General features: G+C 72.5%; 24 protein-coding genes. 16 read left to right on the forward strand and 8 right to left on the reverse strand.

Going from position 1 to position 23,348, the window contains the following annotated elements:
• The 8 genes from ACXAHD_RS21945 to ACXAHD_RS21980 form a co-directional block, all read left to right on the forward strand.
• On the forward strand, nt 1-947 hold a 947-nt coding region (locus tag ACXAHD_RS21945; protein ID WP_475052847.1), incomplete at its 5' end, for an SbcC/MukB-like Walker B domain-containing protein.
• Complete coding sequence (locus tag ACXAHD_RS21950) at nt 944-1,963, forward strand: hypothetical protein (RefSeq protein WP_281554105.1); 1,020 nt, start codon at nt 944-946, stop codon at nt 1,961-1,963. The genes ACXAHD_RS21945 and ACXAHD_RS21950, both read left to right, overlap by 4 nt.
• A gap of 16 nt (nt 1,964-1,979) precedes the next feature.
• Nucleotides 1,980-2,837 (forward strand): spermidine synthase, encoded by an 858-nt coding sequence (locus ACXAHD_RS21955; protein ID WP_281554104.1) that lies wholly within the window; start codon nt 1,980-1,982, stop codon nt 2,835-2,837.
• A gap of 147 nt (nt 2,838-2,984) precedes the next feature.
• Nucleotides 2,985-3,611, forward strand: a complete 627-nt coding sequence (locus ACXAHD_RS21960; protein WP_475052864.1) for a sigma-70 family RNA polymerase sigma factor — start codon at nt 2,985-2,987, stop codon at nt 3,609-3,611.
• Entirely contained in the window at nt 3,608-4,471 is an 864-nt protein-coding gene (locus ACXAHD_RS21965; RefSeq protein WP_289212531.1) for an anti-sigma factor, read from the forward strand. The genes ACXAHD_RS21960 and ACXAHD_RS21965 overlap by 4 nt, the downstream gene beginning before the upstream one ends.
• Before the next feature lie 358 nt (nt 4,472-4,829).
• Nucleotides 4,830-5,540 carry a hypothetical protein gene (locus ACXAHD_RS21970; protein ID WP_281554101.1) on the forward strand — a complete coding sequence of 237 codons (711 nt, stop codon included), beginning with the start codon at nt 4,830-4,832 and terminating at the stop codon, nt 5,538-5,540.
• Between the two features lie 275 nt (nt 5,541-5,815).
• Nucleotides 5,816-6,730: a Pecanex-like protein 1 gene (locus ACXAHD_RS21975; protein ID WP_281554100.1), complete on the forward strand. Its 915-nt coding sequence runs from the start codon at nt 5,816-5,818 to the stop codon at nt 6,728-6,730.
• 121 nt (nt 6,731-6,851) lie between these two features.
• Nucleotides 6,852-7,820, forward strand: a complete 969-nt coding sequence (locus ACXAHD_RS21980) for a DNA-3-methyladenine glycosylase family protein (protein WP_289212530.1) — start codon at nt 6,852-6,854, stop codon at nt 7,818-7,820.
• Between the two features lie 29 nt (nt 7,821-7,849).
• On the opposite strand, the gene ACXAHD_RS21985 is transcribed toward ACXAHD_RS21980, so the two are convergent.
• Nucleotides 7,850-8,380 (reverse strand): DUF1990 family protein, encoded by a 531-nt coding sequence (locus ACXAHD_RS21985; RefSeq protein WP_281554098.1) that lies wholly within the window; start codon nt 8,378-8,380, stop codon nt 7,850-7,852.
• A gap of 145 nt (nt 8,381-8,525) precedes the next feature.
• Here ACXAHD_RS21985 and ACXAHD_RS21990 point away from each other — a divergent pair, with 145 nt between their 5' ends.
• From ACXAHD_RS21990 to ACXAHD_RS22000, 3 genes are all read left to right on the forward strand, one after another.
• Complete coding sequence (locus tag ACXAHD_RS21990; RefSeq protein ID WP_281554097.1) at nt 8,526-9,572, forward strand: class I SAM-dependent methyltransferase; 1,047 nt, start codon at nt 8,526-8,528, stop codon at nt 9,570-9,572.
• The gene (locus ACXAHD_RS21995) at nt 9,569-10,654 is read left to right on the forward strand and encodes an ATP-dependent DNA ligase (RefSeq protein ID WP_281554096.1); all 1,086 of its coding nucleotides are present in this window, start codon (nt 9,569-9,571) and stop codon (nt 10,652-10,654) included. Before ACXAHD_RS21990 ends, ACXAHD_RS21995 begins: the two co-directional genes overlap by 4 nt.
• A gap of 62 nt (nt 10,655-10,716) precedes the next feature.
• Nucleotides 10,717-12,231, forward strand: coding sequence for an alpha/beta hydrolase (locus ACXAHD_RS22000; RefSeq protein WP_475052866.1), 1,515 nt, complete (start codon nt 10,717-10,719; stop codon nt 12,229-12,231).
• A 77-nt stretch (nt 12,232-12,308) separates the two neighbouring features.
• Here the strand turns inward: ACXAHD_RS22000 and ligD are convergent, their stop codons facing one another.
• A complete protein-coding gene (ligD, locus tag ACXAHD_RS22005) occupies nt 12,309-13,346 on the reverse strand; it encodes a non-homologous end-joining DNA ligase (RefSeq protein WP_281554094.1) in 1,038 nt (345 codons plus the stop codon).
• A 70-nt stretch (nt 13,347-13,416) separates the two neighbouring features.
• Between ligD and msrB the strand changes: the two genes are divergently transcribed.
• The 3 genes from msrB to ACXAHD_RS22020 all read left to right on the forward strand — a co-directional run bounded on the left by msrB (nt 13,417) and on the right by ACXAHD_RS22020 (nt 14,729).
• Nucleotides 13,417-13,839 (forward strand): peptide-methionine (R)-S-oxide reductase MsrB, encoded by a 423-nt coding sequence (gene msrB, locus ACXAHD_RS22010; protein ID WP_475052853.1) that lies wholly within the window; start codon nt 13,417-13,419, stop codon nt 13,837-13,839.
• 120 nt (nt 13,840-13,959) lie between these two features.
• Complete coding sequence (locus ACXAHD_RS22015) at nt 13,960-14,220, forward strand: Prokaryotic metallothionein (RefSeq protein ID WP_123600747.1); 261 nt, start codon at nt 13,960-13,962, stop codon at nt 14,218-14,220.
• 20 nt (nt 14,221-14,240) lie between these two features.
• Nucleotides 14,241-14,729, forward strand: a complete 489-nt coding sequence (locus tag ACXAHD_RS22020) for a GNAT family N-acetyltransferase (RefSeq protein ID WP_475052856.1) — start codon at nt 14,241-14,243, stop codon at nt 14,727-14,729.
• Between the two features lie 106 nt (nt 14,730-14,835).
• Here the strand turns inward: ACXAHD_RS22020 and ACXAHD_RS22025 are convergent, their stop codons facing one another.
• The 4 genes from ACXAHD_RS22025 to hemE all read right to left on the reverse strand — a co-directional run bounded on the left by ACXAHD_RS22025 (nt 14,836) and on the right by hemE (nt 18,686).
• Nucleotides 14,836-15,216 (reverse strand): hypothetical protein, encoded by a 381-nt coding sequence (locus ACXAHD_RS22025; RefSeq protein ID WP_278168180.1) that lies wholly within the window; start codon nt 15,214-15,216, stop codon nt 14,836-14,838.
• Nucleotides 15,217-15,382: 166 nt separating this feature from the next.
• Nucleotides 15,383-16,090, reverse strand: coding sequence for a hydrogen peroxide-dependent heme synthase (gene hemQ, locus ACXAHD_RS22030; protein WP_281554092.1), 708 nt, complete (start codon nt 16,088-16,090; stop codon nt 15,383-15,385).
• Nucleotides 16,087-17,517, reverse strand: coding sequence for a protoporphyrinogen oxidase (hemG, locus tag ACXAHD_RS22035; protein ID WP_281554091.1), 1,431 nt, complete (start codon nt 17,515-17,517; stop codon nt 16,087-16,089). The genes hemQ and hemG overlap by 4 nt, the downstream gene beginning before the upstream one ends.
• Before the next feature lie 62 nt (nt 17,518-17,579).
• The gene (gene hemE, locus ACXAHD_RS22040) at nt 17,580-18,686 is read right to left on the reverse strand and encodes a uroporphyrinogen decarboxylase (protein WP_281554090.1); all 1,107 of its coding nucleotides are present in this window, start codon (nt 18,684-18,686) and stop codon (nt 17,580-17,582) included.
• A gap of 185 nt (nt 18,687-18,871) precedes the next feature.
• Here hemE and ACXAHD_RS22045 point away from each other — a divergent pair, with 185 nt between their 5' ends.
• Nucleotides 18,872-19,447 (forward strand): DUF3000 domain-containing protein, encoded by a 576-nt coding sequence (locus ACXAHD_RS22045; protein ID WP_281554089.1) that lies wholly within the window; start codon nt 18,872-18,874, stop codon nt 19,445-19,447.
• Nucleotides 19,448-19,452: 5 nt separating this feature from the next.
• Here the strand turns inward: ACXAHD_RS22045 and ACXAHD_RS22050 are convergent, their stop codons facing one another.
• A complete protein-coding gene (locus ACXAHD_RS22050; RefSeq protein ID WP_289212529.1) occupies nt 19,453-20,472 on the reverse strand; it encodes a S1C family serine protease in 1,020 nt (339 codons plus the stop codon).
• A 229-nt stretch (nt 20,473-20,701) separates the two neighbouring features.
• Between ACXAHD_RS22050 and ACXAHD_RS22055 the strand changes: the two genes are divergently transcribed.
• A complete protein-coding gene (locus tag ACXAHD_RS22055) occupies nt 20,702-22,024 on the forward strand; it encodes an HRDC domain-containing protein (RefSeq protein WP_475052862.1) in 1,323 nt (440 codons plus the stop codon).
• A 66-nt stretch (nt 22,025-22,090) separates the two neighbouring features.
• Here the strand turns inward: ACXAHD_RS22055 and galE are convergent, their stop codons facing one another.
• Entirely contained in the window at nt 22,091-23,092 is a 1,002-nt protein-coding gene (galE, locus tag ACXAHD_RS22060; RefSeq protein ID WP_281554087.1) for a UDP-glucose 4-epimerase GalE, read from the reverse strand.
• Nucleotides 23,093-23,348 lie beyond the last annotated feature (256 nt).

Below are 23,348 nucleotides of genomic sequence, written 5' to 3' on the forward strand. Positions count from 1 at the left end.
CCCGGGAGGCGGCCCGCCAGGCGCAGCGCGCCGCCGTGACCGGCGAACAGCGGCTGCAGGCCGGCTGGCGGGAGTTCGACGCCGGCCGGGACGCCGTCGCCCGGCTGGCGCCACCGGCCGCCGACCGCACCAATCTGGCCGCGGCGTGGACGCTGTTGACCGACTGGGCGCATCAACTGCTCGCCGAGCGCCGCGCGGCGCGGGCCGAGGCGGACGATCGGCTGGCTTCGGCCCGGGACACGGCCGGCGGCGTCGCCGCCGACATCGACGAGCTGTTCGTCGCCGCCGGACTGTCGCCGCCGGCCGGCGCCGATCCGGCCGGCTACCGGCAGGCGGCCGCGCTGGCGGTCCAGCGGGCGCAGACTGACCAGGAACGGGTCACCGAACGGTTCGCCCAGGCGGGTGAGTTGCGCGGCAGGCGGGCCGACCAGGAGCGGCAGGCCCAGTTGGCCCGAACGTTGGCCGGGCATCTACGGGCCAACAACTTCGAGCGCTGGCTGCTGGTCGAGGCACTGGATCTGCTGGTGGACGGCGCGTCGCGGATCCTGCGGGAGCTTTCCTCCGGTCAGTACGAGCTGGTGCACGACGCCGGTGAGTTCTTCGTCGTCGACCACCACGACGCCGGACTGCGGCGCGGGGTACGCACGCTGTCCGGCGGGGAGACCTTCCAGGCGTCGCTGGCGCTGGCACTGTCGTTGTCGGAGCAACTGGCCGGGATGTCGGCCAGCGCCGCCAGTCTGGAGTCGATCGTGCTGGACGAGGGCTTCGGCTCGCTGGACGCGGCCACCCTGGACACCGTCGCCGCGACCCTGGAAGGGCTCGCCGCCCGGGGTGACCGGATGGTCGGCCTGGTGACCCACGTTCCGGCGCTGGCCGAGCGGGTACCGGTCCGGTTCGAGGTCAGCAAGGACGCCCGTACGGCCCGGGTCCGGCGGAGCGGGCTGTGACCGCGACCGTGACGGGCCGGCCGGCCACCGGGATCCGCTGGTTCGTCGAGGGCTGGCAGCCCGGCTACGGCACGTCGTTCGAGGCAGCCGACCCGGGTGGCCCCGGTGCCGCCGACGACGGCCAGGACGCCGCCGACCTCGCCGTGGAGCTGGATCCGGCGGCGTGGCGGCCGTTGCGTCAGCCGGCGGACGTGCGCGCACCGGACGTGGTGCTGCTGGTCGACGGGGTGCGTCGGATCGACGCTTCGTTGTGGAGCGAGGAGCCCGACGGGGTCTCGTACCCGGCGCTGGCTGCCTCCTATGCCGCCGGGGTGGTGCGCTGCGACCTGCGACGCGGGGCGGCCCGGTTGGCCGGAGCCCGCACCGAACGGGGCCTGTTCACGCCGAGCACCGCCGCCACCGACCTGGTCGTCGGGCGGGTGCACTACCCGGCGCGCCGGGTCGTCGACCCGGATCCGGCCGTACTGCCGCAGGCGGTGCAGCCGGCGCTGGCCGCGCTGGAGATCGCGGTCTCCGAGCAGGCCCGCGCCGACGGCGCGGATGACCTGGCGGATCTGCTGGTGGTGGACGGTCCGCTGCGCGGGCGACGGCTCTCGAACACGATCGGCTACGTCAAGTCCCAGCGCCAGCCGTACCTGCCGGCCGGGCTGATCCCGGTGGTGACCGCGCTGCGGCCGGCGGAACGCAGCCCGGTCTTCCTGCGCGGCACCCGGTGGCGCAGCTACTCGTGGTACTTGCGGCTGCCTGGGCCTCGGGGCGCGCCCTGGGCGGGCATCGTCCGGGTGGAGTGCCGGCCCGACCTGACGCCGCAGGCGGCGATCGCGCTGGCCGACCTGTCGCTGGCGACGCTGCCCCGGTTCGCCTCGGCCCCGTACAAGGACCCCCGCGCACCGCAGAACCTGGTGCCGATCGCCGGGCTGGAGCGACGGCTGCGGGCGATGCTCGGCGACGCCCGGCTGCTGCACCGGGCGCTCAGCCTCTCCGCAGCCGGGCAGGAGAATCCGGCGTGGCGGTGACCGGCATACTGTGCCGATGGGCCGTACCCGCAGGACAGCACCGCCCGCGGTCCAGGTAGACACCGGCACCGCGCAGCTCGTTGCGGACCCGGACCGGCGGCGGGCGTACACCCTGCTGTTGGACGGCACCCAGCAGTCCCACGTCGATCTCGACGATCCGACGCACCTGGAGTTCGAGTACGTCCGCCGGATGGCCGCGGCGATCGACCTGGCCGCCCCGGCCGGCGCCCCGCTGCGGGTGCTGCACCTGGGCGGCGGTGGGCTGACCCTGCCGCGCTACCTGGCCGCCACCCGGCCCGGGTCCAGCCAGCGGGTGGTGGAGATCGACGCCGCGTTGACCGAGCTGGTCCGCCGCGAACTGCCCTGGCCGGCCGACCGCAACCTGCGGATCCGGGTCGGTGACGCGCGGGCCGCCGTCGAACAGGCCCGCACGGACAGCTACGACCTGGTGGTCGCGGACGTGTTCGCCGGTGCCCGTACCCCGGCTCGGTTGACCTCGGTCGAGTTCGCCGCCGAGGTCGCCCGGGTGCTCGTGCCCGGCGGCCAGCTGCTGTCCAACGTGGCGGACGGGCCGCCGCTGGGCTGGGCCCGTCGACATCTGGCATCGGTACGGCAGGTGCTGCCCGGCATCTGCCTGGTCGCCGACGCGGCGGTGCTGCGGCGGCGCCGGTACGGCAACCTGGTGGTGGTCGCCGGACGCGCCGTACCGGCCGTCGGGGACCTGGCCCGGCGGGCCGCCGGTGACTGGTTTCCCAGCCGGGTGCTGCACGGCGCGGCGCTGGACCGGTTGATCGCGACGGCGTCGCCGATCGCCGACGCAACCGCGCAGCCTTCGCCGCCGCCGCCGGATGGAATTTTTCCGAGCGGGCGTTGATCCGTCCGCCGGCCGGCTCCGTACCTCGGGGTGGGCCCCCAGCCGCGGGCCATGTCGACGTCGGATGGAGGTCCTGCGATGTACGCGGTCGCCAGCGGCTGGCAGGCGGAGAGGACCCGGCCGGGTCTGACCGGCAATGGTTCGGCCATGGCCCGCAGCACGCAACGTTGGCAGAGCATCGACGGGAGGGCGGCCGAGCGCGATGATGAGCCGGTGACGCCACGGACCGCAGGAAGCCGGCAACAGGCCGGGACGGCGGAATCCAGCCACGGGGAAGATCTCGTCCGCACACTGTACGCAGAGCACGCCCGGCCGCTGCTGGGATTCGTGTTACGGCTCACCGGGGGGGACCGGCAACGAGCCGAGGACATCGTCCAGGAGACACTGCTGCGGGCGTGGCGCAACGCCCACCGGCTCGGCGCGCAGGGCCAGGCGTCGCTGCGACCGTGGCTGGTGACCGTCGCCCGGCGCATCGCGATCGACGACCACCGCAGCGAGAAGGCCCGCCCGACAGAGGAGTACGACCGGGACCTGGAGAGCTTCGCCGAGTCCGACGGCACCGATCAGGTGCTGCGGCAGATGACTGTCGCCGACGCGTTGCGCACGCTCAGCCAGCCGCACCGGGAGATCCTGGTCGAGACGTACTTCCGCGGCCGCACGGTGCCGGAGGCTGCCGCGGAGCTGGGGCTGCCACTGGGTACCGCCAAGTCGCGGGTCTACTACGCGCTACGAGCGCTGCGGACGGCGCTGCAACAGCGGGGGGTTACAGAATGACACGGTCCGCCCACTGGGACGTCGGAGCGTACGCGATCGGTGCGCTCGACGCCGACGACGTCGAACTGTTCGAGGAGCATCTCGCCGGCTGCTGGGCCTGCGCCGCGGAGCTGGAGTCACTCATTCCGATCGTCGGGTTGATGTCCACCGTCGACATCGACCAGTTGGAGGACAGCCCCGTCCTCCCTCAGTCCGGCCCCACCGGTGTGAACCGGGCTGGTGGGGCGGACGACGGCGGCGCGCCGGTGCCGATCCGGCCGACCGTACGGTCCGACGCCGACCAGCTTCGCGACCACGGTCGGGTCCGTCCGCTCGGCCGCGCCGGTAGGTCCCGGCGGCTGTTCGCCGGCCGACCGCTGCAGATCGCCGCCGGGTTCGTGCTGATGGCGACGCTCACCGGTTTCTCGTTCTTCGCCGGGTCGACCTGGTCAGGCGGATCGGCGACACCGCAGGCCGGGCCGCAGACGTCGGTCTCGACCAGCCCGTCACCGGTCGATCCGCAGTCCGGGGTCGGTGGTCCGGAGGTCACTGGCGAGAAGTTCAACGCGGTCGACGCCACCACCGGGGTGGAGGCGGACGTGGTGCTGGAGGAAGCCGACTGGGGCACCCAGGTGTCGTTCGCGCTGCGCCGCGTACCGGGACCGATGCAGTGCCGGATCGTGGTGCTGCGGGCCTCCGGCACTGCGGAGGTGCTCTCCACCTGGACGGTGCCCGACGCCGGGTACGGCACCGCGGAGCAGCCCGCGCCGTTGCTGCTGAGCACGTCGACGGCGGCGCCTCGGGACGACATCGAACGGATCCAGTTCCAGGCGGTCGACCAGTCCGGGGTCGCCACCGCGATCGTCACCGTACCGGTCTGAGCGGTACCGGTCTGAGCGGTACCGGTCTGAGCGGAGGGTCGACGTCCATTCCTGACGTGCGCTACGAACAGGCGTCGCGACATCTGCGCCAGCAGATTCGATGTACGTGCAGCCCGTGGGTTCCCGAGTTTACGGATACCCACGGGCTGTTCTGTCTCTGATCGTCGCTGCGTCTCTCTCTGCCCATGACCGGCGTATTCTGCTGCTGATCGGCACGACAACGGCTGGCCGCACGCAGCACCCGACGACCCGGTTCAACGCCGGGCTGTGAAATTCTGCACTCGGGAATACCGATCCAATCCGAGATGTGCTGCGTACTCCTTGATGAAGCCCGATGTGGACGAATGAGGGAGGGCACGTGGCACTGGGAAAGCGGACCGTCATAGTCGCAGGCGCGCTGGCGGCACTCGTGTTGCCGGGTTGCGCCCCGGCAGGTTACAACCCGGACGACTTTGGCGGCGCTCAGGCCCAGCCGGTCGTCAACGCGGCGAACGCGGCGTCGGCCGCGCCCGAGCCGGTAGACACCGAGGACATCGCGGTCGAGGTCGCCGACGAGGACCTCACCAAGGAACTGGTCGGCAAGGCCGTCGACAAGATGGGTGACGTGGTCACCGACGAGGACGGCTGGCTGCTCTACCGCTTCGAGGAGGACTCCAACGACCCCGCGACCTCGAACTGCGAGGGTGACTGCGCCAAGATCTGGCCGCCGGCGCTGACCGACGGCGACCCCATTCTGTCCGGGGTGGACGAGGAGTTGGTCGGCACGGTGAACCGGCCGGACGGCACCCGCCAACTGACCATCGACGGCTGGCCGATCTACTACTACGCCGGTGACGAGAAGCCCGGCGATTGGAAGGGCCAGGGTGTCGGCGGCACCTGGTACGTCGTGCAGCCGGACGGCACGAAGAACCTGGAGTGCCTGCCGGAGGGCACCCCGAAGCCAATTGCGGTGCCGGACGGTGACGGCCGCGACAACATCAAGGGCCTCGACGACAGCAAGGACTCGCAGAGCGAGGACTCGGACAGCTTCGACAGTGACTCTGAGGACTCGGGCGACTACGACTACTGACTCTTTCAGGGCGCCTGTGAATCGCGGCGGCCGGTCGTTGCCAGGGAGGGCGCGGCCGGCAGCCGCCACGTTTTTGGTGGACCCGCCACCGGCGCCTCGAGCCGGTTCTTGAAGCCCGTATTAAGTGCCTCCTAAGTGTTCCGTAGTTGGCCCAAGGATTGTTGACTGTTGTGGAGTGACATCCATACGGTCGACGGCAGTGGCGAACCACAGCCATCATCAACTGCGTTGCACCCGGACGACCAATTGGCGTTCGACGAAAGAGGTGGCACCACGTGAACAGCCCACAGCGCCGCAGGCGTACCAGCGACCAGCCGGCACGCCGGGGCGAATCGGCGGGCAGCACCCGCAACCGCGTCATCGCGGTGACCACGATGCTGGCGGTCTTCGGCGGCGTGGTGGCGGTGACCCAGATCTCGTCCGCCGGGACCCGCGGCGACCGGGACCGCGAGCGGGACCGCGACCGGGCCGCCGCCGTCTGCGTGAGCCCGAGCGAGTCGGTCGATCCGGCCGACACCGGGACCACCGTGGACAGCAACGGCGTACGGCACCACTGGGGTGACGGCCAGCGGGGCCCGGACCAGTGCCAGGACTCCCCCGCCCCCGGCGAAGAGCCCGACGCGCCGGACGATCCGCCGGCCGGGTTGGAGATCCTCGGCGACGACTGCACCGACAGTTCGTTGGCCCCGCACGAGGGTTTCCAGGACGGCGAGCGGTGTGTCAGTACGGCGTTCGGCGAGGTCGGTGACGCGGACACCAACCCGCAGCTGATGATCATCTCGTCACCCAACCGGGTACGCGCAAACCAACCGTTCACCCTGCGAATCAGCACCCGCAACCTGGTACGTGACCGATTCCTGCCGGCCGGCCAGGGCGGCTACTACCTGGAAAGCTCGTTCCTCACCGAGGAGGGTCTGACCCGGGGGCACTTCCACACCGCATGCCGGATGCTGACCAGTAGGCGCAGCGCTCCCGAGCCCGGCCCGGTCCCGGCGTTCTTCGTGGCCACCGAGGACGGTCGGGGTGGCGCCGGCGCCGACGAGGTCACCGTCGAGGTGCCCGGCCTGCCCGGCCCCGGCATCGCCCAGTGCGCGTCGTGGGCCGGCGACGGTTCCCACCGGGTACCGATGATGCAGCGGGCCAACCAGATCCCCGCCTTCGACGTGGTCCGGGTGGTCGTCACCCGATGAGGTCGGCTGGCATCGGCGGCGGTGGCCGCCGGTGACCCGGGTAGGGCGATCCGACGCCGGGACGAGCTGCGGGCTCGTCCCGGCGTCGATGCTGTCCGCCGCTGCTGGCACAGTGACCGGCATGGTCGAGCAAAGGCAGGCCGCGGAGACAGCAGCGACCACGCTCAATGCAACCGGTGCCGCACCGGCACGGGTCCGGGTGCTGCGGCCGCCGGAGGGCTACCAGTTGGCCGGCTCGGCGCGGCCGCTGGCGATGGGACGGCACGACCCGTGCGCCCGCTGGCTGGCGGACACCTTCTGGTGGACCGCCCGTACCCCGGACGGGCCGGCGACCCTGGCGCTACGCCGACGCGGCGGCGACCTCGTCGCCGCCGGCTACGGCCCCGGGGCCAGCCAGATCTGCGACATCGCCGACGCGGTCGCCGGACTCCGCGACGACGTGTCCGACTTCCTCCCGCTGGCCCGCCGGCATTCGGTCGTCGCGGCGGTGGTCCGCCGCTACGCCGGCGTCCGGCTCCCGGCCACCGGGCAGGTGTTCGCCCGGCTGCTGCGGGCCGTGCTGGAACAGAAGGTGACCGGCGCGGAGGCGTACCGCGGGTACGCCGCGACGGTCCGCCGGTTCGGCGAACCCGCTCCCGGCCCGGTCGCCGATCTCTGGGTCGCCCCGGAGCCGACCGCCCTCGCCGCCGCGCCGTACTGGTCGCTGCATCCGCTGGGCATCGAGCAACGACGGGCGCAGGCCCTGTGCGGCGCGGCGGCGGTCGCCGACCGGCTGTCGGACAGCGCCGACCCGCAGACGGCCACCCGGCGGTTGACCGCGCTGCCCGGGATCGGCCCGTGGACCGCCGCCGAGGTGGTCCGGGTGGCGTTCGGCGCGGCCGACGCGGTGAGCGTCGGCGACTACCACCTGCCGAACACGGTGGCCTGGGCGCTGGCCGGCGAGGCCCGCGCAACCGACACCCGGATGCTCGAACTACTGGAGCCGTTCCGGGGGCACCGTGGTCGGGTCTGTCTGCTGCTGGAGCTGGCCGGGGTACGGGCGCCCCGGTTCGGGCCCCGGGCCCCGGTCCGTTCCTTCGCCGCCTACTGACCCGCCGCCGGCCGGCGTGCCGTTGGCGGTCAGCGGGTGAGCCGGCGCAGTGCGGTGCCCAGCCGGTGGGCGTAGGCCCGCTGTGCCAGCGCACCCAGTGGGCCGGCCAGCCGCATGAGCGGCGCCACCGGCCGGCTGAACGCCACCACCGACAGCCACACCCGGTCGTCGTCGCGGTGCACCAGGAACGCCTCCTCGCCGCTGGCCGGATGGCCGGGCAGGGTGCCGTACGCGAATCCGGCGAGGTCCGGCTCGTCGACCGCCCACACCACCGCGCACGGCGCGGCGATCCGCAGCGGCCCGACGCCGAGACCGACCGTCACCAGCACACCGGCCTCGGCGCGGGGAGCCGACGCCGCTACCCGGGCACCGGCGGCCCGGTGCATCCGCCAGGTGAGCACCGCCTCGGCCGCCATCGGGAAGCTGCCGGGCCGCAGTCGGCTACGGGACCGCAGATGGCGGTAGCCCGCCGGCAGCGGCGGTACGGACCGCCGGACCGATCCGGTCTGGTCGCGCAGCACGGCGGTGGCGCCGGCCTGCGGATAGGTGAAGCTGGGCATGCGATCCGCCTTTCCCGTACGGCCACCACGGCGGCGGCGCCGACGAGCGGAGCAGGACACCGACCAGGACGGCCGGTGCGGTCACCTGGATTGTCCTCCGATCGACCGTTTGTCGCTGCGGTAATCAGCGGTATGGTCTGCCACCATGACAGCGTTCACACCGGTCCTGCCTGAGCGGACCGCCAGCTACCTGCGGACCGGTCTGCACCAGGTCAAGGGCTGGCTGAACGTTTCGACCGCGGTGTACCTCAGCGGCGTACGGGCCGCTCAGCGCGAGGCCGGGGTGAGCGGCGACGTGGCCGAGATCGGCATCCACCACGGCAAGTCGTTCCTGTGCCTCGCTCTGGATCTGCCAGCGGATCAGCGGGCGGTCGCCATCGACGTCTTCGACGACCAGGCCGCCAACCTCGACCAGTCCGGACGCGGTGACCGGGAGATCTTCGAACAGAACCTCACGACCTACGGCGCCGGCGACAACGTCGACATCGTGCAGTCGTCAAGTCTCGACCTGGAGCAGGCCGGCTTCGTCGCCGCCGGGCGCCGCTTCCGGATCTTCTCCATCGACGGCGGCCACACCGATCAGATCACGGTGAACGATTTGCGGATCGCCGAGCGGACCGTGGTCGACGACGGGCTGGTGGTGCTCGACGACGTACTCAACCGGCACTGGCTCGGCGTGATCACCGGCCTGTTCAGCTACCTCGGCGACGGCGGCAGCCTGGTGCCCGCAGTGTTGGTGCCCAACAAGCTGATCCTGGCCACCTCGGCCGACCAGGCGAAACACTGCCGGGCGATGTTCGCCGAGCAGTTTCCGAACGGGCTGGAGAAAGGCGACGTACCGTTGGCCGGCCATCAGATCGACGTATACGGTGACCGCCCCTGGCTGGTACGCGGCGAGGACGGCCGCAGCGAGCCGGTCACCGGTCACGAGTTGATGGCGACGATCAGCGCGGCCCGCCTCGCCGAGCTCGAACAGCAGCTGCGTTCCGCCCGGGCGGAGCTCGATACGACGCACCGCCAGCTCGCCACGACCCGCCAGCAGCTGCGGGCGGCGGCCCAGCCGCTGTACCAACGCGCGGCACGCCGGCTGCCGTGGCTGGCCCGCCCGGTCCGGCCGGTGTTCCGCCGGGTCCGTGCCGTGGTCCGGCGGTCCCGCGGATCGTCGGACCGGGATGGTTCACTGGGTGGGTGACTTTCCCGATCGCCCTACCGATCGAGCCGATGCTGGCGAAACCGGTCGCGACGCTGCCAGTCGCACCGGGGATGAGCTACGAGCCCAAGTGGGACGGCTACCGCTGCGTCATTTTCCGCGACGGTGACCAGGTCGAGCTGGCCAGCCGCGGCGGTAAGACGCTGACCAGGTACTTCCCCGAGGTCATCGAGCAGGCCCGGCAGCAGTTGCCGCCCCGGATCGTGGTGGACGGCGAGTTGGTGGTGATCCGGGCGGAGACTGGGCGGTCCCGGCTCGACTTCGACCTGCTCGGCCAACGGATCCATCCGGCGGCCTCCCGGGTACGGCTGCTCGCCGAGCAGATCCCGGCCTCCTTCGTCGCCTTCGACCTGCTGGCGCTGGGCGACGAGGTCCTGCTCGACGAGCCGTTCACCACCCGTCGGGCCCGACTGGCCGACGCGCTGGCGGCGGTCACCGCGCCGGTGCACCTGACCCCGGTGACCACCGAACCGGGCACCGCCCGTCGCTGGTTCGAGATCTTCGAAGGCGCCGGCCTCGACGGCGTCATCGCCAAGCCGGCGGAGCTGCGCTACGAGCCCGGTAAGCGGACGATGTTCAAGGTCAAGCACGGGCGGACCGCCGACGTGGTCGTCGCCGGCTTCCGCTGGCACAAGTCCGGCCCGGTGGTCGGATCACTACTGCTCGGGCTCTTCGATGACGCTGGGGTGCTGCACCACGTCGGCGTGTGCGCGTCGTTCACCGCCGCCCGACGCGCGGAGCTCGTCGACGAGATGGCACCGTTGCGCACCACTGCCGCCGACCACCCGTGGGGGTCGGGTGACGACGGTTCCGGCCAGCGGATTCCGGGCGCGCCGAGCCGGTGGAGCGGCGGCAAGAACCTCGAGTGGCAGCCGCTGCGGCCCGAGTTGGTCGCCGAGGTCGCCTACGACGCGATGGAGGGCGACCGGTTCCGGCACACCGCACGGTTCCAGCGCTGGCGTACCGATCGGGAGCCGGCCTCCTGCCGGTACGACCAGCTGGACCGGCCGGTCCGCTTCGACGTGCACCGGGTGCTGGCCGGCGACCCGACCAGCCAGCAGTGAGCCGACGCCGCCGGATCCCCGCGAGCCGGCGCCGCTGGCAGACAGATGGCCGGCACCGCTGGCTGTCCGCCATCGCGGCCGCAGTGGTCGGTTCGCTGGTCGGCCTGACCGGGTGCACGGCGGCGCGGCCCGACCCCGGGGCGACCGGCGGGCCCGACTCACCGCCGCACTGGCAGCCCTGCCCGGAGTCGACTACGCATCGGTACGGCCCACCACCCGACGGGCTGCGCTACGACTGCGCCACGATCGACGTACCGGTCAACTGGGCCGCCGGTCCCGCCGCCGGCACCCTTCCAGTCGCGCTGATCCGGGCCCGGTCCGACCGGCAGCAGGACCGCATCGGCACCCTGGTGGTCAACCCGGGCGGGCCCGGCGTCTCCGGGGTGGACGCCGCCGCCCGGTTGGCACTGGGCGAACGCCTCGGCGGTCTACCGGAGACAGTGCTGCGCCGGTTCGACGTGGTCGGCTTCGACCCGCGCGGGGTGGGCCGGTCCGCCGCCGTCGACTGCGTCGCCGACAGTGACTGGGACGCCACCTTCGGGGCGGACCCGGACCCCCGTGACCCGGCTGCCTTCGCCGGGGCCGCCGCGCTCAGCCAACGGGTCGCGGCCGGCTGCGCGGCGCGCTACGGCGAGCGGCTCACCGCGTACTCCACCCATCAGACAGCCCGGGACCTCGACGCGGTGCGGGCGGCGGTCGGCGACGACCAGCTGACCTTCCTCGGCTACTCGTACGGGAGCCTGCTGGGAGCCACCTACGCGCACCTGTTTCCGCACCGGGTCCGCGCGCTAGTGCTGGACGGCGCGATCGACCCGGGGCAGGACCCGGTCGCCGGGTCGCTGAGCCAGGCCGCCGGTTTCGAACGGGCCTTTGCCGCCTTCGGCCGGTGGTGTTCCGGCGCACCGGCTGACTGCCCGATCAGCGCCGACCCTTCCGGCACGCTGGCCGAGGCGATGGACCGGGCCCGGCAGGAGCCGGTCACCGGGGCGACCGGCCGGACGGCCACCGCCGGCTGGATCTTCTACGCCGTGGTCGCCTCGCTGTACGACCGCAGCGGCTGGCCACGGCTGGGCCGGGCGCTGGCCGATCTGGGGGACGGCGACCCGGGCCCGGTGTTCGACCTCGCCGACGGCTACACCGGTCGCGGCGACGACGGCCGGTACGGCAACCTGTTCGCCGCCAACCTGGCGGTGAACTGCGCCGACGCCGAGGTGCCGCTGAGCACCGACGAGGTCCGGCAGTTGCAGCAGCAGTGGCGCCGGCAGCATCCGACGTTCGGTCCGGCGCTCGCCGTCGGCCTGCTGGCCTGCGTCAACTGGCCAGTCGCGGCCGACCCGTACCCGGTCGGGCCGGCGGTCGGCGCCGCGCCGATTCTCGTCGTCGGCACCACCGGTGATCCGGCCACCCCGTACGAGCAGGCACCGCGGCTGGCCGAGTCGCTCGGCACCGGCGTGCTGGTGACCCACCAGGGCGACGGGCACACCGCATACCCGCAGGTGGCTTGCGTAGCCGACGCGGTGGACGCGTACCTGATCGATCTGACGGTGCCCGACGACGGCCTGACCTGCCCGTCCTGACCTGGGGCCGGACGGACGGCACCGGGCCGGGGTCAGGACGGCACCGGGCCGGGCGGACGTCGCGGGTCCCGGGCGGGTCAGTCGCCGGTGACCGGGCGGGCCCGGGACGGCTGCACCCGCATCGGTTCGCCGGGCATCTTCGGATGGTCCGGCGGGTACGGCATGTCACCGGCGCCGTCGCGGTCGTCCCGGTCGGCCCACTCCAGCAACGGGGTGATGTCCCACGGCGTGTCGTCGATCCCGGCGTGCGGGTCGCCGACGGCGGCCAGCCGGGGCGGTACGGTGCGCAGGTCGAAGTCGTCCGGCTCGACCCGGGTCAACTCGTCCCAGGTGACCGGAGTGGAGACGGTGGCGCGGGCGTTCGCCCGCAGCGAATAGGCACAGGCGATGGTCCGGTCCCGGGCCATCTGGTTGTAGTCGATGAAGACCTTTCGCCCCCGTTCCTCCTTCCACCAGGACGTGGTGACCAGGTCGGGCCGGCGGCGCTGCACCTCGCGGGCGAACGCGATCACGGCCCGGCGTACCTCGGTGAACAGCCAGCGCGGCTGGATCCGCAGGTAGACGTGCACCCCGCGGCCGCCGGAGGTCTTCGGGTAACCGGTGGCACCAAGCTCGTCGAGGATTGCCCGGACCTCGCCCGCCGCCGCCACCGCGTCGGCGAAGTCGGTGCCCGGCTGCGGATCCAGGTCGATCCGCAGCTCGTCCGGCCGGTCCACGTCAGCGGCCCGCACCGGCCAGGGATGAAACACCACGGTGCCCATCTGCGCGGCCCAGGCGACGTGGGCCAGGTCCGCCGGGCAGAGTTCGTCGGCGGTACGGCCACTGGGAAACTTGATCTCGGCGGTACGGAGCCACGGCGGCACGCCCCGGGCCGGCACCCGCTTCTGGAAGAACATCTCGCCGTCGACGCCGTCCGGGAAGCGCTGCAGTGTGGTGGGTCGGTCGCGCAGGGCGCGCAGTATGCCGTCACCAACGGCCAGGTAGTAGTCGAACACGTCCTGCTTGGTGTACCCCGGCCCGGGGAAGCACACCCGGTCCGGGCTGCTCAGCCGCACCTGGCGGCCGGCCACGTCGACGGTGGTCGCGGACCGGGAACTCCGGCTCTGCCCTGTCACCCCTCGACCTTAGGCCAGCCGGCCGCTGATCGGCGGCCGGCGGTGCCGGGACCGCCGTACCGTAGTGACCATGACAGACGAGAAGACGTCCCTGCCCCGTACCGACGAGCAGTGGCGGGCGCGGCTCAACCCCGAGGAGTTCCGGGTGCTGCGTCAGGCCGGCACCGAGGCGCCCTGGTCCGGTGAGTACGTCGAAACCACGACGGTCGGCACGTACCACTGCCGGGCCTGCGACACGCCGCTGTTCACCAGTGACACCAAGTTCGACTCGCACTGCGGCTGGCCGAGCTTTGACGAGGCGCTGCCCGGGTCGGTGCGCTACATCGAAGACCGGTCGCACGGCATGTTCCGCACCGAGGTGCGCTGCGCCACCTGTGACTCGCACCTCGGGCACCGGTTCGACGGCGAGCGGTACACCCCCCGCAACGCGCGCTACTGCATGAACTCGGTGGCGCTGCGGCTGGAGCCGGCGACCGACGCCGCCCGGAGCTGACCGCCCACCCCGCCTCCGCGCATTTCCCAGCAGTTCGGTCACAGCATCTCAGCGATTCGCCGGTTCCGGGCCTCCCCGATGCCGCACCCTGCAAATGAGGCTGACGTTGGGAGAAGCAACATGGCGACCTGTGAGGTCTGCGGCAACGACTACTGGCTGGCGTTCGACATCCGCACGGTCAGCGGGGACACCTACACCTTCGACTCGTTCGAGTGCGCGATCCAGCTGCTCGCGCCGATCTGCGAACACTGCCAGTGCAAGATCGTGGGGCACGGGGTCGAGGTGTCCGGACGGTTCTTCTGCTGCGCCCACTGCGCGCGCACCGTCGACCAGGAGCAGGGGGCCGCGGTCCGCGACGCGGTCGGCAGCCGGCCGGGCTGAGCCACGTATCATCCGTCGGCGTGCCCCCCGATCCTGGCCTGACGCCGCACGTCGCGCACACCGTCGAACTGCCGCCGTTGGTGCTGTACCAACTGCTCAAGCTGCGGGTGGACGTGTTCGTGGTGGAGCAGCGTTGTGCGTACCCGGAACTGGACGGCCGCGACGTCGAGCCGGGTGCCCGCCAACTGTGGCTGTCCCGGGGCGACACGGTGGTGGCCTGTCTACGGCTGCTCGACGAACCAGGCGGTGGCGCGGAAGCCACGGCCAGGATCGGCCGGGTGGCCGTTGCCACCGCCGAACGCGGCCAGGGTCACGCCGGTCGACTCGTCGAGGCGGCGTTGCGGCTCGCCGCCGGCCGGCCCTGTGTGCTCGACGCCCAGGCACACCTGACGGGGCTGTACGCGCGGTACGGGTTCGTCGTCGTCGGGCCGGAGTACCTCGAGGACGGCATCTGGCACGTGCCGATGCGCCGTGCGGCAGATCCGGTAGGTGCATCCGGCGGAACCTGACCGACCGGGCCGTGCACGCAAGGACCGGCGACCGGATGGACGTGTCCACCGCGGCCGCCGGCCCGGTCCGCCGTACCCGTCACCGGGTCGGCGGCCCTTTCACGGGTCAGCGCTGTCGCTCACCCGAGTTCCGCCAGGCGCTGCCGGCCTTGGCCAGCCCCCGGCTGACCACGTAACCGATGGTCAGCAGCGCGACGTACAGCCATGCGGTGCTGGCCGGGAAGGGGTCCCCGCCACCAGCGGTACCCTGCACGCCGTCGATGTCCGGGTTGATCACCTGGGAGGCCAGCAGTACGCCGGCGACCGCGATCAGGTAGACGTAGAACTCGGTGCTGCGGAACGCCGACTTCGTCTCGGTTCCCGGGGTGATCGCCGGACGCATCCCGGCGTTCATGTCCATCTGGTGTGTCTGACCGTCGGCCATCGGCTGCCCGGCCATCGGCCGGTTCACGGCGGTGGTGTTGCGGGTCGGAGCTTGCGTACTCATCACACCCTCCTCCGGATCAGATGAGTGGTCCTTCTCCGGTCCGGTCGACCCGGTCGGGCTGACCGGCCAACCTCGGGGGGCAGTGGATGGGTACCCGGGCCGGCACCTGCGGAAACCGCGCCGGACGGACCGGTCCGGAGCCGACCGGCGACCGGTCCGGGTGTCGTCAGGGCAGATTTGCGACCAGGTCGGCGACGGTACGGTGCCGTCCGGTGAAGAACGGCACCTCCGCGCGAACGTGCCGCCGCGCCGACGAGGCCCGCAGGTCGCGCATCAAATCGACGATCCGGTGCAGTTCGTCGGCTTCGAAGGCGAGCATCCACTCATAGTCGCCAAGTGCGAAGGATGCAACGGTGTTCGCCCGGACGTCCGGATACGGCCGGGCCATCTGCCCGTGCTCGGCCAGCATCGCCCGGCGCTCCGCCTCCGGCAGCAGGTACCACTCGTACGAGCGGACGAACGGGTACACGCAGATGTACGCCCGAGCCGGCTCGCCCGCCAGAAACGCCGGCACATGGCTCTTGTTGAACTCGGCCGGGCGGTGCAGCGCCAGCTGGGACCAGACCGGAGCGAGGTGGCGGCCCAACGCCGTACGGCGCAACCGCCCGTACGCGTCCTGCAGCTCGTCGCTGTCCGCCGCGTGCCACCAGATCATGATGTCGGCGTCGGCCCGTAGCCCGGCGACGTCGTAGGTGCCCCGGACCGTGACGTCCTTGGCGGTCAGCTCGCCGATCAGCGACTCGACCTCACCGATCATGTCGTCGCGCAGCGCCGGCAGCCGCTCGGCGACCTGGAACACCGACCACATGGTGTACCGGATCGTCGAGTTCAGCTCACGCAACCGCGCCGCGTTGGTCTGCTCGTCGCCGCTCATCGGCGTACCCCTTCCAGGTTTGTCAGGATCTCATCGGCGGCGTTCTCGCCGGACCGCACGCACACCGGGATGCCGATGCCGTCGTAGGCCGCGCCGGCCAACGCCAGCCGGTGCCCGGCGGACCGCAGCGACCAACGGGCCGCCGCCACCCGGCTCAGGTGCCCCGGCGGGTACTGCGGCAGCGCGCCACCCCATCGCTGCACGTGCGACTGCACGGCCGCCGGCTGCCGGACGCCGGTGAGCCGGGTCAGCTCGGTACGCACCGCGTCGACCAGCTCGTCGTCGGAGCGTTGCAGCAGCCGCTCGTCGCCGTGGCGGCCGACCGAGGCACGGACCACGGCCAGCCCGTCAGATCGTCGCAGCTGGGCCCACTTGGTGCTGAAAAGGGTGACGGCCTTGGTCATGGTCCGCTCGGTCGCCGGCACCAGGAAGCCGGAGATCTCCGGCAGCTGCGGCTGCGGCACCGCCAGGGTGACCAGGGCGATGCTGGCGTACTCGAGCGCACCGACCCGGAGCGCCGCGGCGGCGTCGACCGCGGCGAGCAGCCGGGCCGCCGGCCGGGCCGGCACCGCCAGCACCACCGCATCGACGTCCACCCGCTCGGCGCCGCGGGTCGGCCCGACCGTCAACCGCCAGCCGTCCGACGAGGCGGCCAACTCCCGTACCACCGCCGAGGTCCGCAACCGGACCTCGGCTGCGCCGTCGGCGGCCGACAGCGCGCCCCGGACGGCCGCGACGAGCCGGCTCAGCCCGCCGTCGACGGTGGCGAACACCGGCGCGCCGGCCGCTGGTGGTCGGGCGGCCAGTGCCGCCCGGACCGCCGCGACCAGGGTGTGTTCCGTGCGGGCCGCCGCCGCCAGCCCCGGGATGGTGGTGGCCAATGACAAGGTGTCGGCCCTACCCGCGTACACCCCGCCGAGCATCGGGTCGACCAGTTGCTCGACGACCTCGTCACCCAGCCGCCGACGAACCAGCTCACCGACGGCGACGTCATCGTCCGGCTGCAGCAACGGCCGGCCCTGGTCGGCGTCACGCTCCGGTTCGGCGCGGGCCACCCGGGCCACCGCCGCGAGGTCGCCGGGCACGCCGATCAGCGTCCCGGCGGGTAACGCAACGAACTGTCCGCCCCGGGCCAGCGCCGCCTGGCCGACCGCCGGGTGTCGCAGCCTGTCACCGAGGCCGACCCGGCGGGCCAGCGCGACCGCAGCGGAGTCGCCGCCGGCCGGATCCCGCATCAGGAACGCCTCGGCGCCGCGTTCCACCGGCAGCCCGGCAAAGTCCTCGGTACGCAGCTTGCCGCCCAGCTCGTCGGACTGCTCGTAGACCGTGATCCGGGTCCCGGCGGGTGCCCGGTCACGCAGCCGCAACGCTGCGGCCAGCCCAGCGATCCCGCCACCCACCACGGCGATCCGCCACGATTGCTGCATACCGTCACCTTGCCACCCGGGTAGTCGGGCCGGCCGGCCGGGCCTACCCGGGTGTGACGCGGTCAGCGCTGCGACGTCTCGTGCACCAGCTCGACGACCCTGGTCAGCACGTCGGGATCGGTTTCCGGCAGCACTCCGTGACCGAGGTTGAACACGTGTCCGGGGGCGGCGAGCCCGTCGGCCAGCACCCGCCGGACCTCCGTACGCACCACCGGCCACGGCGCGAGCAGCAGACTCGGGTCGAGGTTGCCCTGTACCGCACGGTCCGGGCCGATCCGCACGGTCGCGGCGTCCAGGGGGGTACGCCAGTCCACCCCGACCACATCCGCCCCGGCCTCGCCCATCGCACCGAGCAACTCGGCGGTCCCGACTCCGAAATGGATTCTGGGCACTCCGGCGGCGGCCAGTCCGTGCAGCACCGCTGCGGAGTGCGGCAGGACGTGCCGACGGTAGTCGGCCTCGGAAAGCGTGCCGGCCCAGGAGTCGAACAGCTGGACCGCGGCGACGCCCGCCGCGACCTGCACCCGGAGGAACTCCAGGGTGATCTCGGCGAGCCGGCCGCAGAGCGCGTGCCAGGTCTGCGGATCGCCGTGCATCAGGGCCTTGGTCCGCCCGTGGGTCCGCGACGGTCCGCCTTCGACCAGGTAGCTGGCCAGGGTGAACGGCGCACCCGCGAACCCGATCAGCGGGGTTGCACCGAGTTCGGCGACCAGCAGCCGGACCGCCTCGTCGACGAAGCCGACGTCGTCGGGGGTGATCCGGCGGAGCCGGCCGACATCGGCGGCGCTGCGGACCGGTTCGGCGATGACCGGCCCGGTGCCGGCGACGATGTCCAACTCGACGCCGGCCGCCGCGACCGGAACGACGATGTCGCTGAACAGGATCGCGGCGTCCACGCCGTGCCGGCGTACCGGCTGCATGGTGATCTCGGCGACCAGGTCCGGCTGCCGGCAGGACTCCAACATGCCGATCCCGCTGCGCAACTGGCGGTACTCGGGCAGCGACCGACCGGCCTGGCGCATGAACCACACCGGCGTGTGCGGCACCCGTTCCCGGCGGCAGGCCCGGACGAAGGCGGAGGTGGCCAGCGGCGCCGCCGGGGCCGGGGCCGGCGCGGGTGTGTCGGGTGTCGCGTCGTGGGCGGCGTTGCCCGGTGTCGTCGTGGTCATCGGCGCCCATGGTGCCACGGTCGCCCGGCTGGTCGGCAGCCGCCGCCCCGATCCGATCCGCCCCGGTCGGATCCGGGCCGCACTGAGCCGATCCTTGGCCGGCGAAGCGCTGCCGTCGCGGTCACCGCTGCCGGGCCCGGCGCGCCGATCCCCATCTGGTCGGACCGCAGCCTAGGCTTTTGGCCATGGCCCCCCTTACCGCGTTGCCCGAGGCGTTCCACCGCGCCGTCGCCGGACTGCGCGCGGTGACCCCTCGGGAGGAGATCCAGATCGAGGAGGTCGGTGCCCCTCAGCGGCTGGCCCCGTACGCGTTCGCGTTGAGCGCCACGGTGCTGCGCGGCTCGGAGGAGGTGGCCACCGGACGGTTGGTCCTGCTGCACGACCCGGACGGACACGACGCCTGGCAGGGCACCCTGCGCCTGGTGACGTACGTCACCGCCGACCTGGAGGTTGACCTGGTCGCGGACCCGCTGCTGCCGACCGTCGGCTGGACCTGGTTGACCGATGCGTTGGACGTCCACGAGGCCGCCTACGGTGCCCTGGGCGGCACGGTGACGCAGACCTGCTCCACCCGCTTCGGCGAGCTGGCTGGCCCACCTGCGGGCGGCGACATCGAGATCCGCGCTTCGTGGACGCCGTCGACCACCGGGCTCGACGCCCACCTGAGGGCCTGGTGTGACCTGCTGGCGTCGACCGCCGGTCTGCCGCCGCCGGGGGTGACGGTGCTGCCGGGCCGGCGGCGGCCGACCGGCACCACCTGACGCGATCAGCAGATCTCGAACACGTCGCAGGCGGTACGGATCGGCACAGCCAGCCCGATCCCCTCGGCGTCGCGGGCCTTCGCGGTGGCGATGCCCACCACCTGTTTGCCGCTGTTGATCACCGGCCCGCCCGAGTTGCCGGGGTTGATCGGAGCGTCGAACTGGATGACCGGGCCGGTGCTGTCGTCGGCATCCCGCAACGCGCTGACCACCCCGGTGGTCACCGAGTCGACGAGCCCGAGCGGAGCCCCGACCACTACGATCTGCTGACCGGACTTGACCTCGTCGGGAGCTGGCGGCAGGCCGGGGAACGAGCGGTCGGTCCGCAGCTGCGCCACGTCGCTGTCCTCGTCAACCGCGACGACCGCCGCCTCGATCCGTTCACCGTCGCGCTCGAGAAAGACGCGCCGGTTGCCGGCCAGATAGCTGGGCTCGACGACGTGGTAGTTGGTCAGCAGATTGGTGCCGCCGTCGGCTGACTCGCCCACCGCGAAGGCCGTGCCGGTGAACCGCCCGGCGCTGACCCGAAAGACGCTGGGCAGCACCGCCGTGGCGATCGCCTCCGGGTCGAAGGCCGCGCCGACCTGCCGTTCCAACTCGGCGGCGCGCGCCTCGACCAACTCGAAGCGGTCGGAATCGGCTCCCTGCGCCCGGGCCAGCCGCTGGTCGACCTCGGCCAGTCGGGTGGTCAACTGACGGATCTGGTGCGTCTGGAAACCCGCCAGGCCGGCCAGAAGCAGGACCAGCAGCAGCGCAGTCGCCCCTGGCCACCCCCGCCGGACCGGGGTGACCCGGCGAAGCTGGTCGGCCGGCGGCGCCCACGAGCCCGGACGGTCCGAGGTCGCCCAGGGCGTCGGCGCGTCGGGAGCAGGGGGCGGCTCGCTCGCGACATGGGTCTCCTCGGCGGCATGGGCGTCCTCGGCAGTATGGGCCGCCGGTAGCGTATGCGCCTCCGGAGCGGCATGCCGCGGGCCCGGAATGTCCGGGACAGCAACGGAGCGCGGATCGTCGTACCCACTGGTCATGTCGTGGCAGCCTCTCCTTCAACGCGGCAGCCGGCCCACCTGCCGCTGAGCGGCGATACGACCGTACCGGGCAGTACGGTGTTTGTCGTCACCTCTCGCCCGGTGATCACACGATTGCCACCCGTTGGACACATAACCGGGGTGTCGCCGGTCAACTCGACCGGCCCGGAGCCGACGCGCCGGTGACACCTTGTGCAGCCGGCACCGGGCCGGGCACTAGGGTTGCCAGGTGACCGACGAATCCCCCCTGCGCCGTCGGACCGCGCAACGCCCAGCAGGGAGCGAGCCGCACCACCCGCTGGCGCAGCCGCCGGCGTCCGATGTCGTGGGGTCCGACTCCTCGCCCGGCGGGCCCGTTGCGCTGACCGCTCCCCGCGACGGCACCCCTGCACCGGTGGCCGACGACGACGCTCTCGCCGAGGCCGTTGCCCGATTCGCTGCCGGCTCCGGTCCGGTCGCCATCGACGCCGAACGCGCCTCCGGATACCGCTACACCCAACGCGCCTATCTGGTGCAGCTACGCCGGGCGGGTGCCGGTACCGCGCTGATCGACCCGCTGCCGCTGCCCGACCTGGGCACGCTCGACGCCGCGATCGCCGATGCCGAATGGGTGCTGCACGCCGCCAGCCAGGATCTGCCCTGCCTGGCCGATGTCGGGCTGCGCCCACGCCGGTTGTTCGACACCGAGTTGGCCGCCCGGCTGGCCGGCTACGAGCGGGTGGGGCTGGCCGCGCTGACCGAGGCACTGCTCGGCTTCTCGCTGGAGAAGCATCACTCCGCCGCCGACTGGTCGACCCGCCCGCTACCGGAGTCGTGGCTGACCTACGCGGCGCTCGACGTCGAACTGCTGGTCGAGCTGCGGGACGTACTCGCCCTGGAGTTGGAACGCCAGGGCAAGCAGCAATGGGCTGCCGAGGAGTTCGCCGCCCTGGTCGTCTGGGGCAGCCAGCCGACCCGGGTACGGCCGGAGCCGTGGCGGCGGACCTCCGGCATTCACCGGGTACGCGGAGCGCGGGCCCAGGCCCGGGTACGCGCGTTGTGGCAGGCCAGGGACGACGTCGCCGCCCGCCGCGATTCGGCACCGGGCCGGGTGCTGCCGGATTCGGCGATCATCGCGGCGGCCGAACTCGATCCCCGGGACGAGCGGGCCCTGCTGGCGTTGCCTGGTTTCAACGGCCGCTCGGTCCGGCGCTTGGCGCGGATCTGGCTGGACGCGCTGGACGTCGCCCGCGCCCTGCCCGACGACGCCCTGCCGACCACGCCTGCGGTCGACGGCCCTCCCCCGCCGCACCGCTGGGCGGAACGGGACCCGGCGGCCGCGGCACGGTTGGCCCGGTGCCGGGAAGTGGTGATCCGGACGGCCGCGGCGAACCTGCTACCGCCGGAGAACCTGATCGCGCCGGACTCGGTCCGCCGGCTCGCCTGGACTCCGCCGGAGAAGATCAGCGACGAGTCGGTGGCGGCGACGCTGCAGGGGTTCGGTGCCCGTACCTGGCAGGTGTCGTTGATCGTGGCGGAGCTGAGCGCGGCGCTGCGGGACCCGCCGCGGTAGACCGCTGCGGCGGGTCCCAGGAAGCGTCGCGATCAGGGCCGCCGTGGACGCGGCCGGACGCCGGACTCAGTCGTCGAGCACCTGGTCCCGCCGCGCCGACCAGGCCAGGGAGTGCCGGATGCCGTCGGCGATGGACAGCTCGGGCTTCCAGTCGAGCAGCCGACGCGCCCGGACGCTGCGGGTGTACGAGCCGGCGGCGTCACCGGGGCGGGGCCCGGTCTCCCGGACCCGCAGCGGCTGGTCGACCACGGAGCGGAAGGCCTCGACGAACTCACGCACCGTGGTGCCGTCGCCGGTGCCGAGGTTGAGCACCTCGTAGCGCCGGTCGGCGCCGACCGGCAGAATCTCGTCGAAGTGGCGCAGCGCCTGCACGTGTGCCCGGGCCAGGTCCCAGACGTGGATGAAGTCTCGGATTCCCGAGCCGTCGCGGGTGGGCCAGTCAACCCCGGTGATGGCGAACTCGGCCCCGGTCTGCACGGCGGTGATCAGCTTGCCGAGGACGTGGGTGGGCTGGCGGATCTGCAGGCCGGTACGCAGCTGCGGGTCGGCGCCGATCGGGTTGAAGTAGCGCAGCGACAGCGCCCGCAGCGGCATGGCGGCGGCGCAGTCGGCGAGCAGCGTCTCCATCACCGCTTTGGTCCGCGCGTACGGACTGGTTGGCTCGAGCGGTGAGGACTCGTCGACGGAGAAGTCTTCACCCGGCCGGTAGATCGACGCAGAGGAGCTGAACAGGTACCGCTCGGCTCCGTTGCGGGCCACGTGGTCGATGAAGTCGATCGACTTCGCGACGTTCTCCCGGTAGTAGCGCAGCGGTTCGGCGACCGATTCGGGCACTACGATCAGCGCCGCGGCGTGCACCACCGCGCTGATGTCCGGGTGTTCGGCGAAGATCCGGTCGATCAGGGCACCGTCGGCGATGTCGCCCTGGTAGAAGATCCGGTCGCGGGTGAACTCGATCCGCCCGGTGACCAGATTGTCCAGCACCACCGGCTCAATGCCGTCGTCGAGGCATGCGGAGGCGATCGTACTGCCGATGAAGCCCGCGCCTCCGGCGATCAGAACCTTCACCGTGTCTCCTCTGTTGGATTGTCGTCCGTCTGGGTTGGTCGTCGGTCGCCCGTCCGGCGGGTCGCGAATGTCCGGTGCGGGCGGTGGCGCACGATTGACATCACGGTACCGGAGCCGGGTCGAGCGCTCCGCCGGAGGCGACCCCCGACCGGGGGGGGGGGGGGGGGGGGGGGGGGGGGGGAGAGGGAGGGGAAAGAGAGGGGGGGGGAGAGAGAGAGAGGGGGGAGGGAGGGAAGTAAAGACACGAGAAGGGAGG

It is taken from the genome of Micromonospora sp. ABR4_055 (assembly GCF_056160425.1).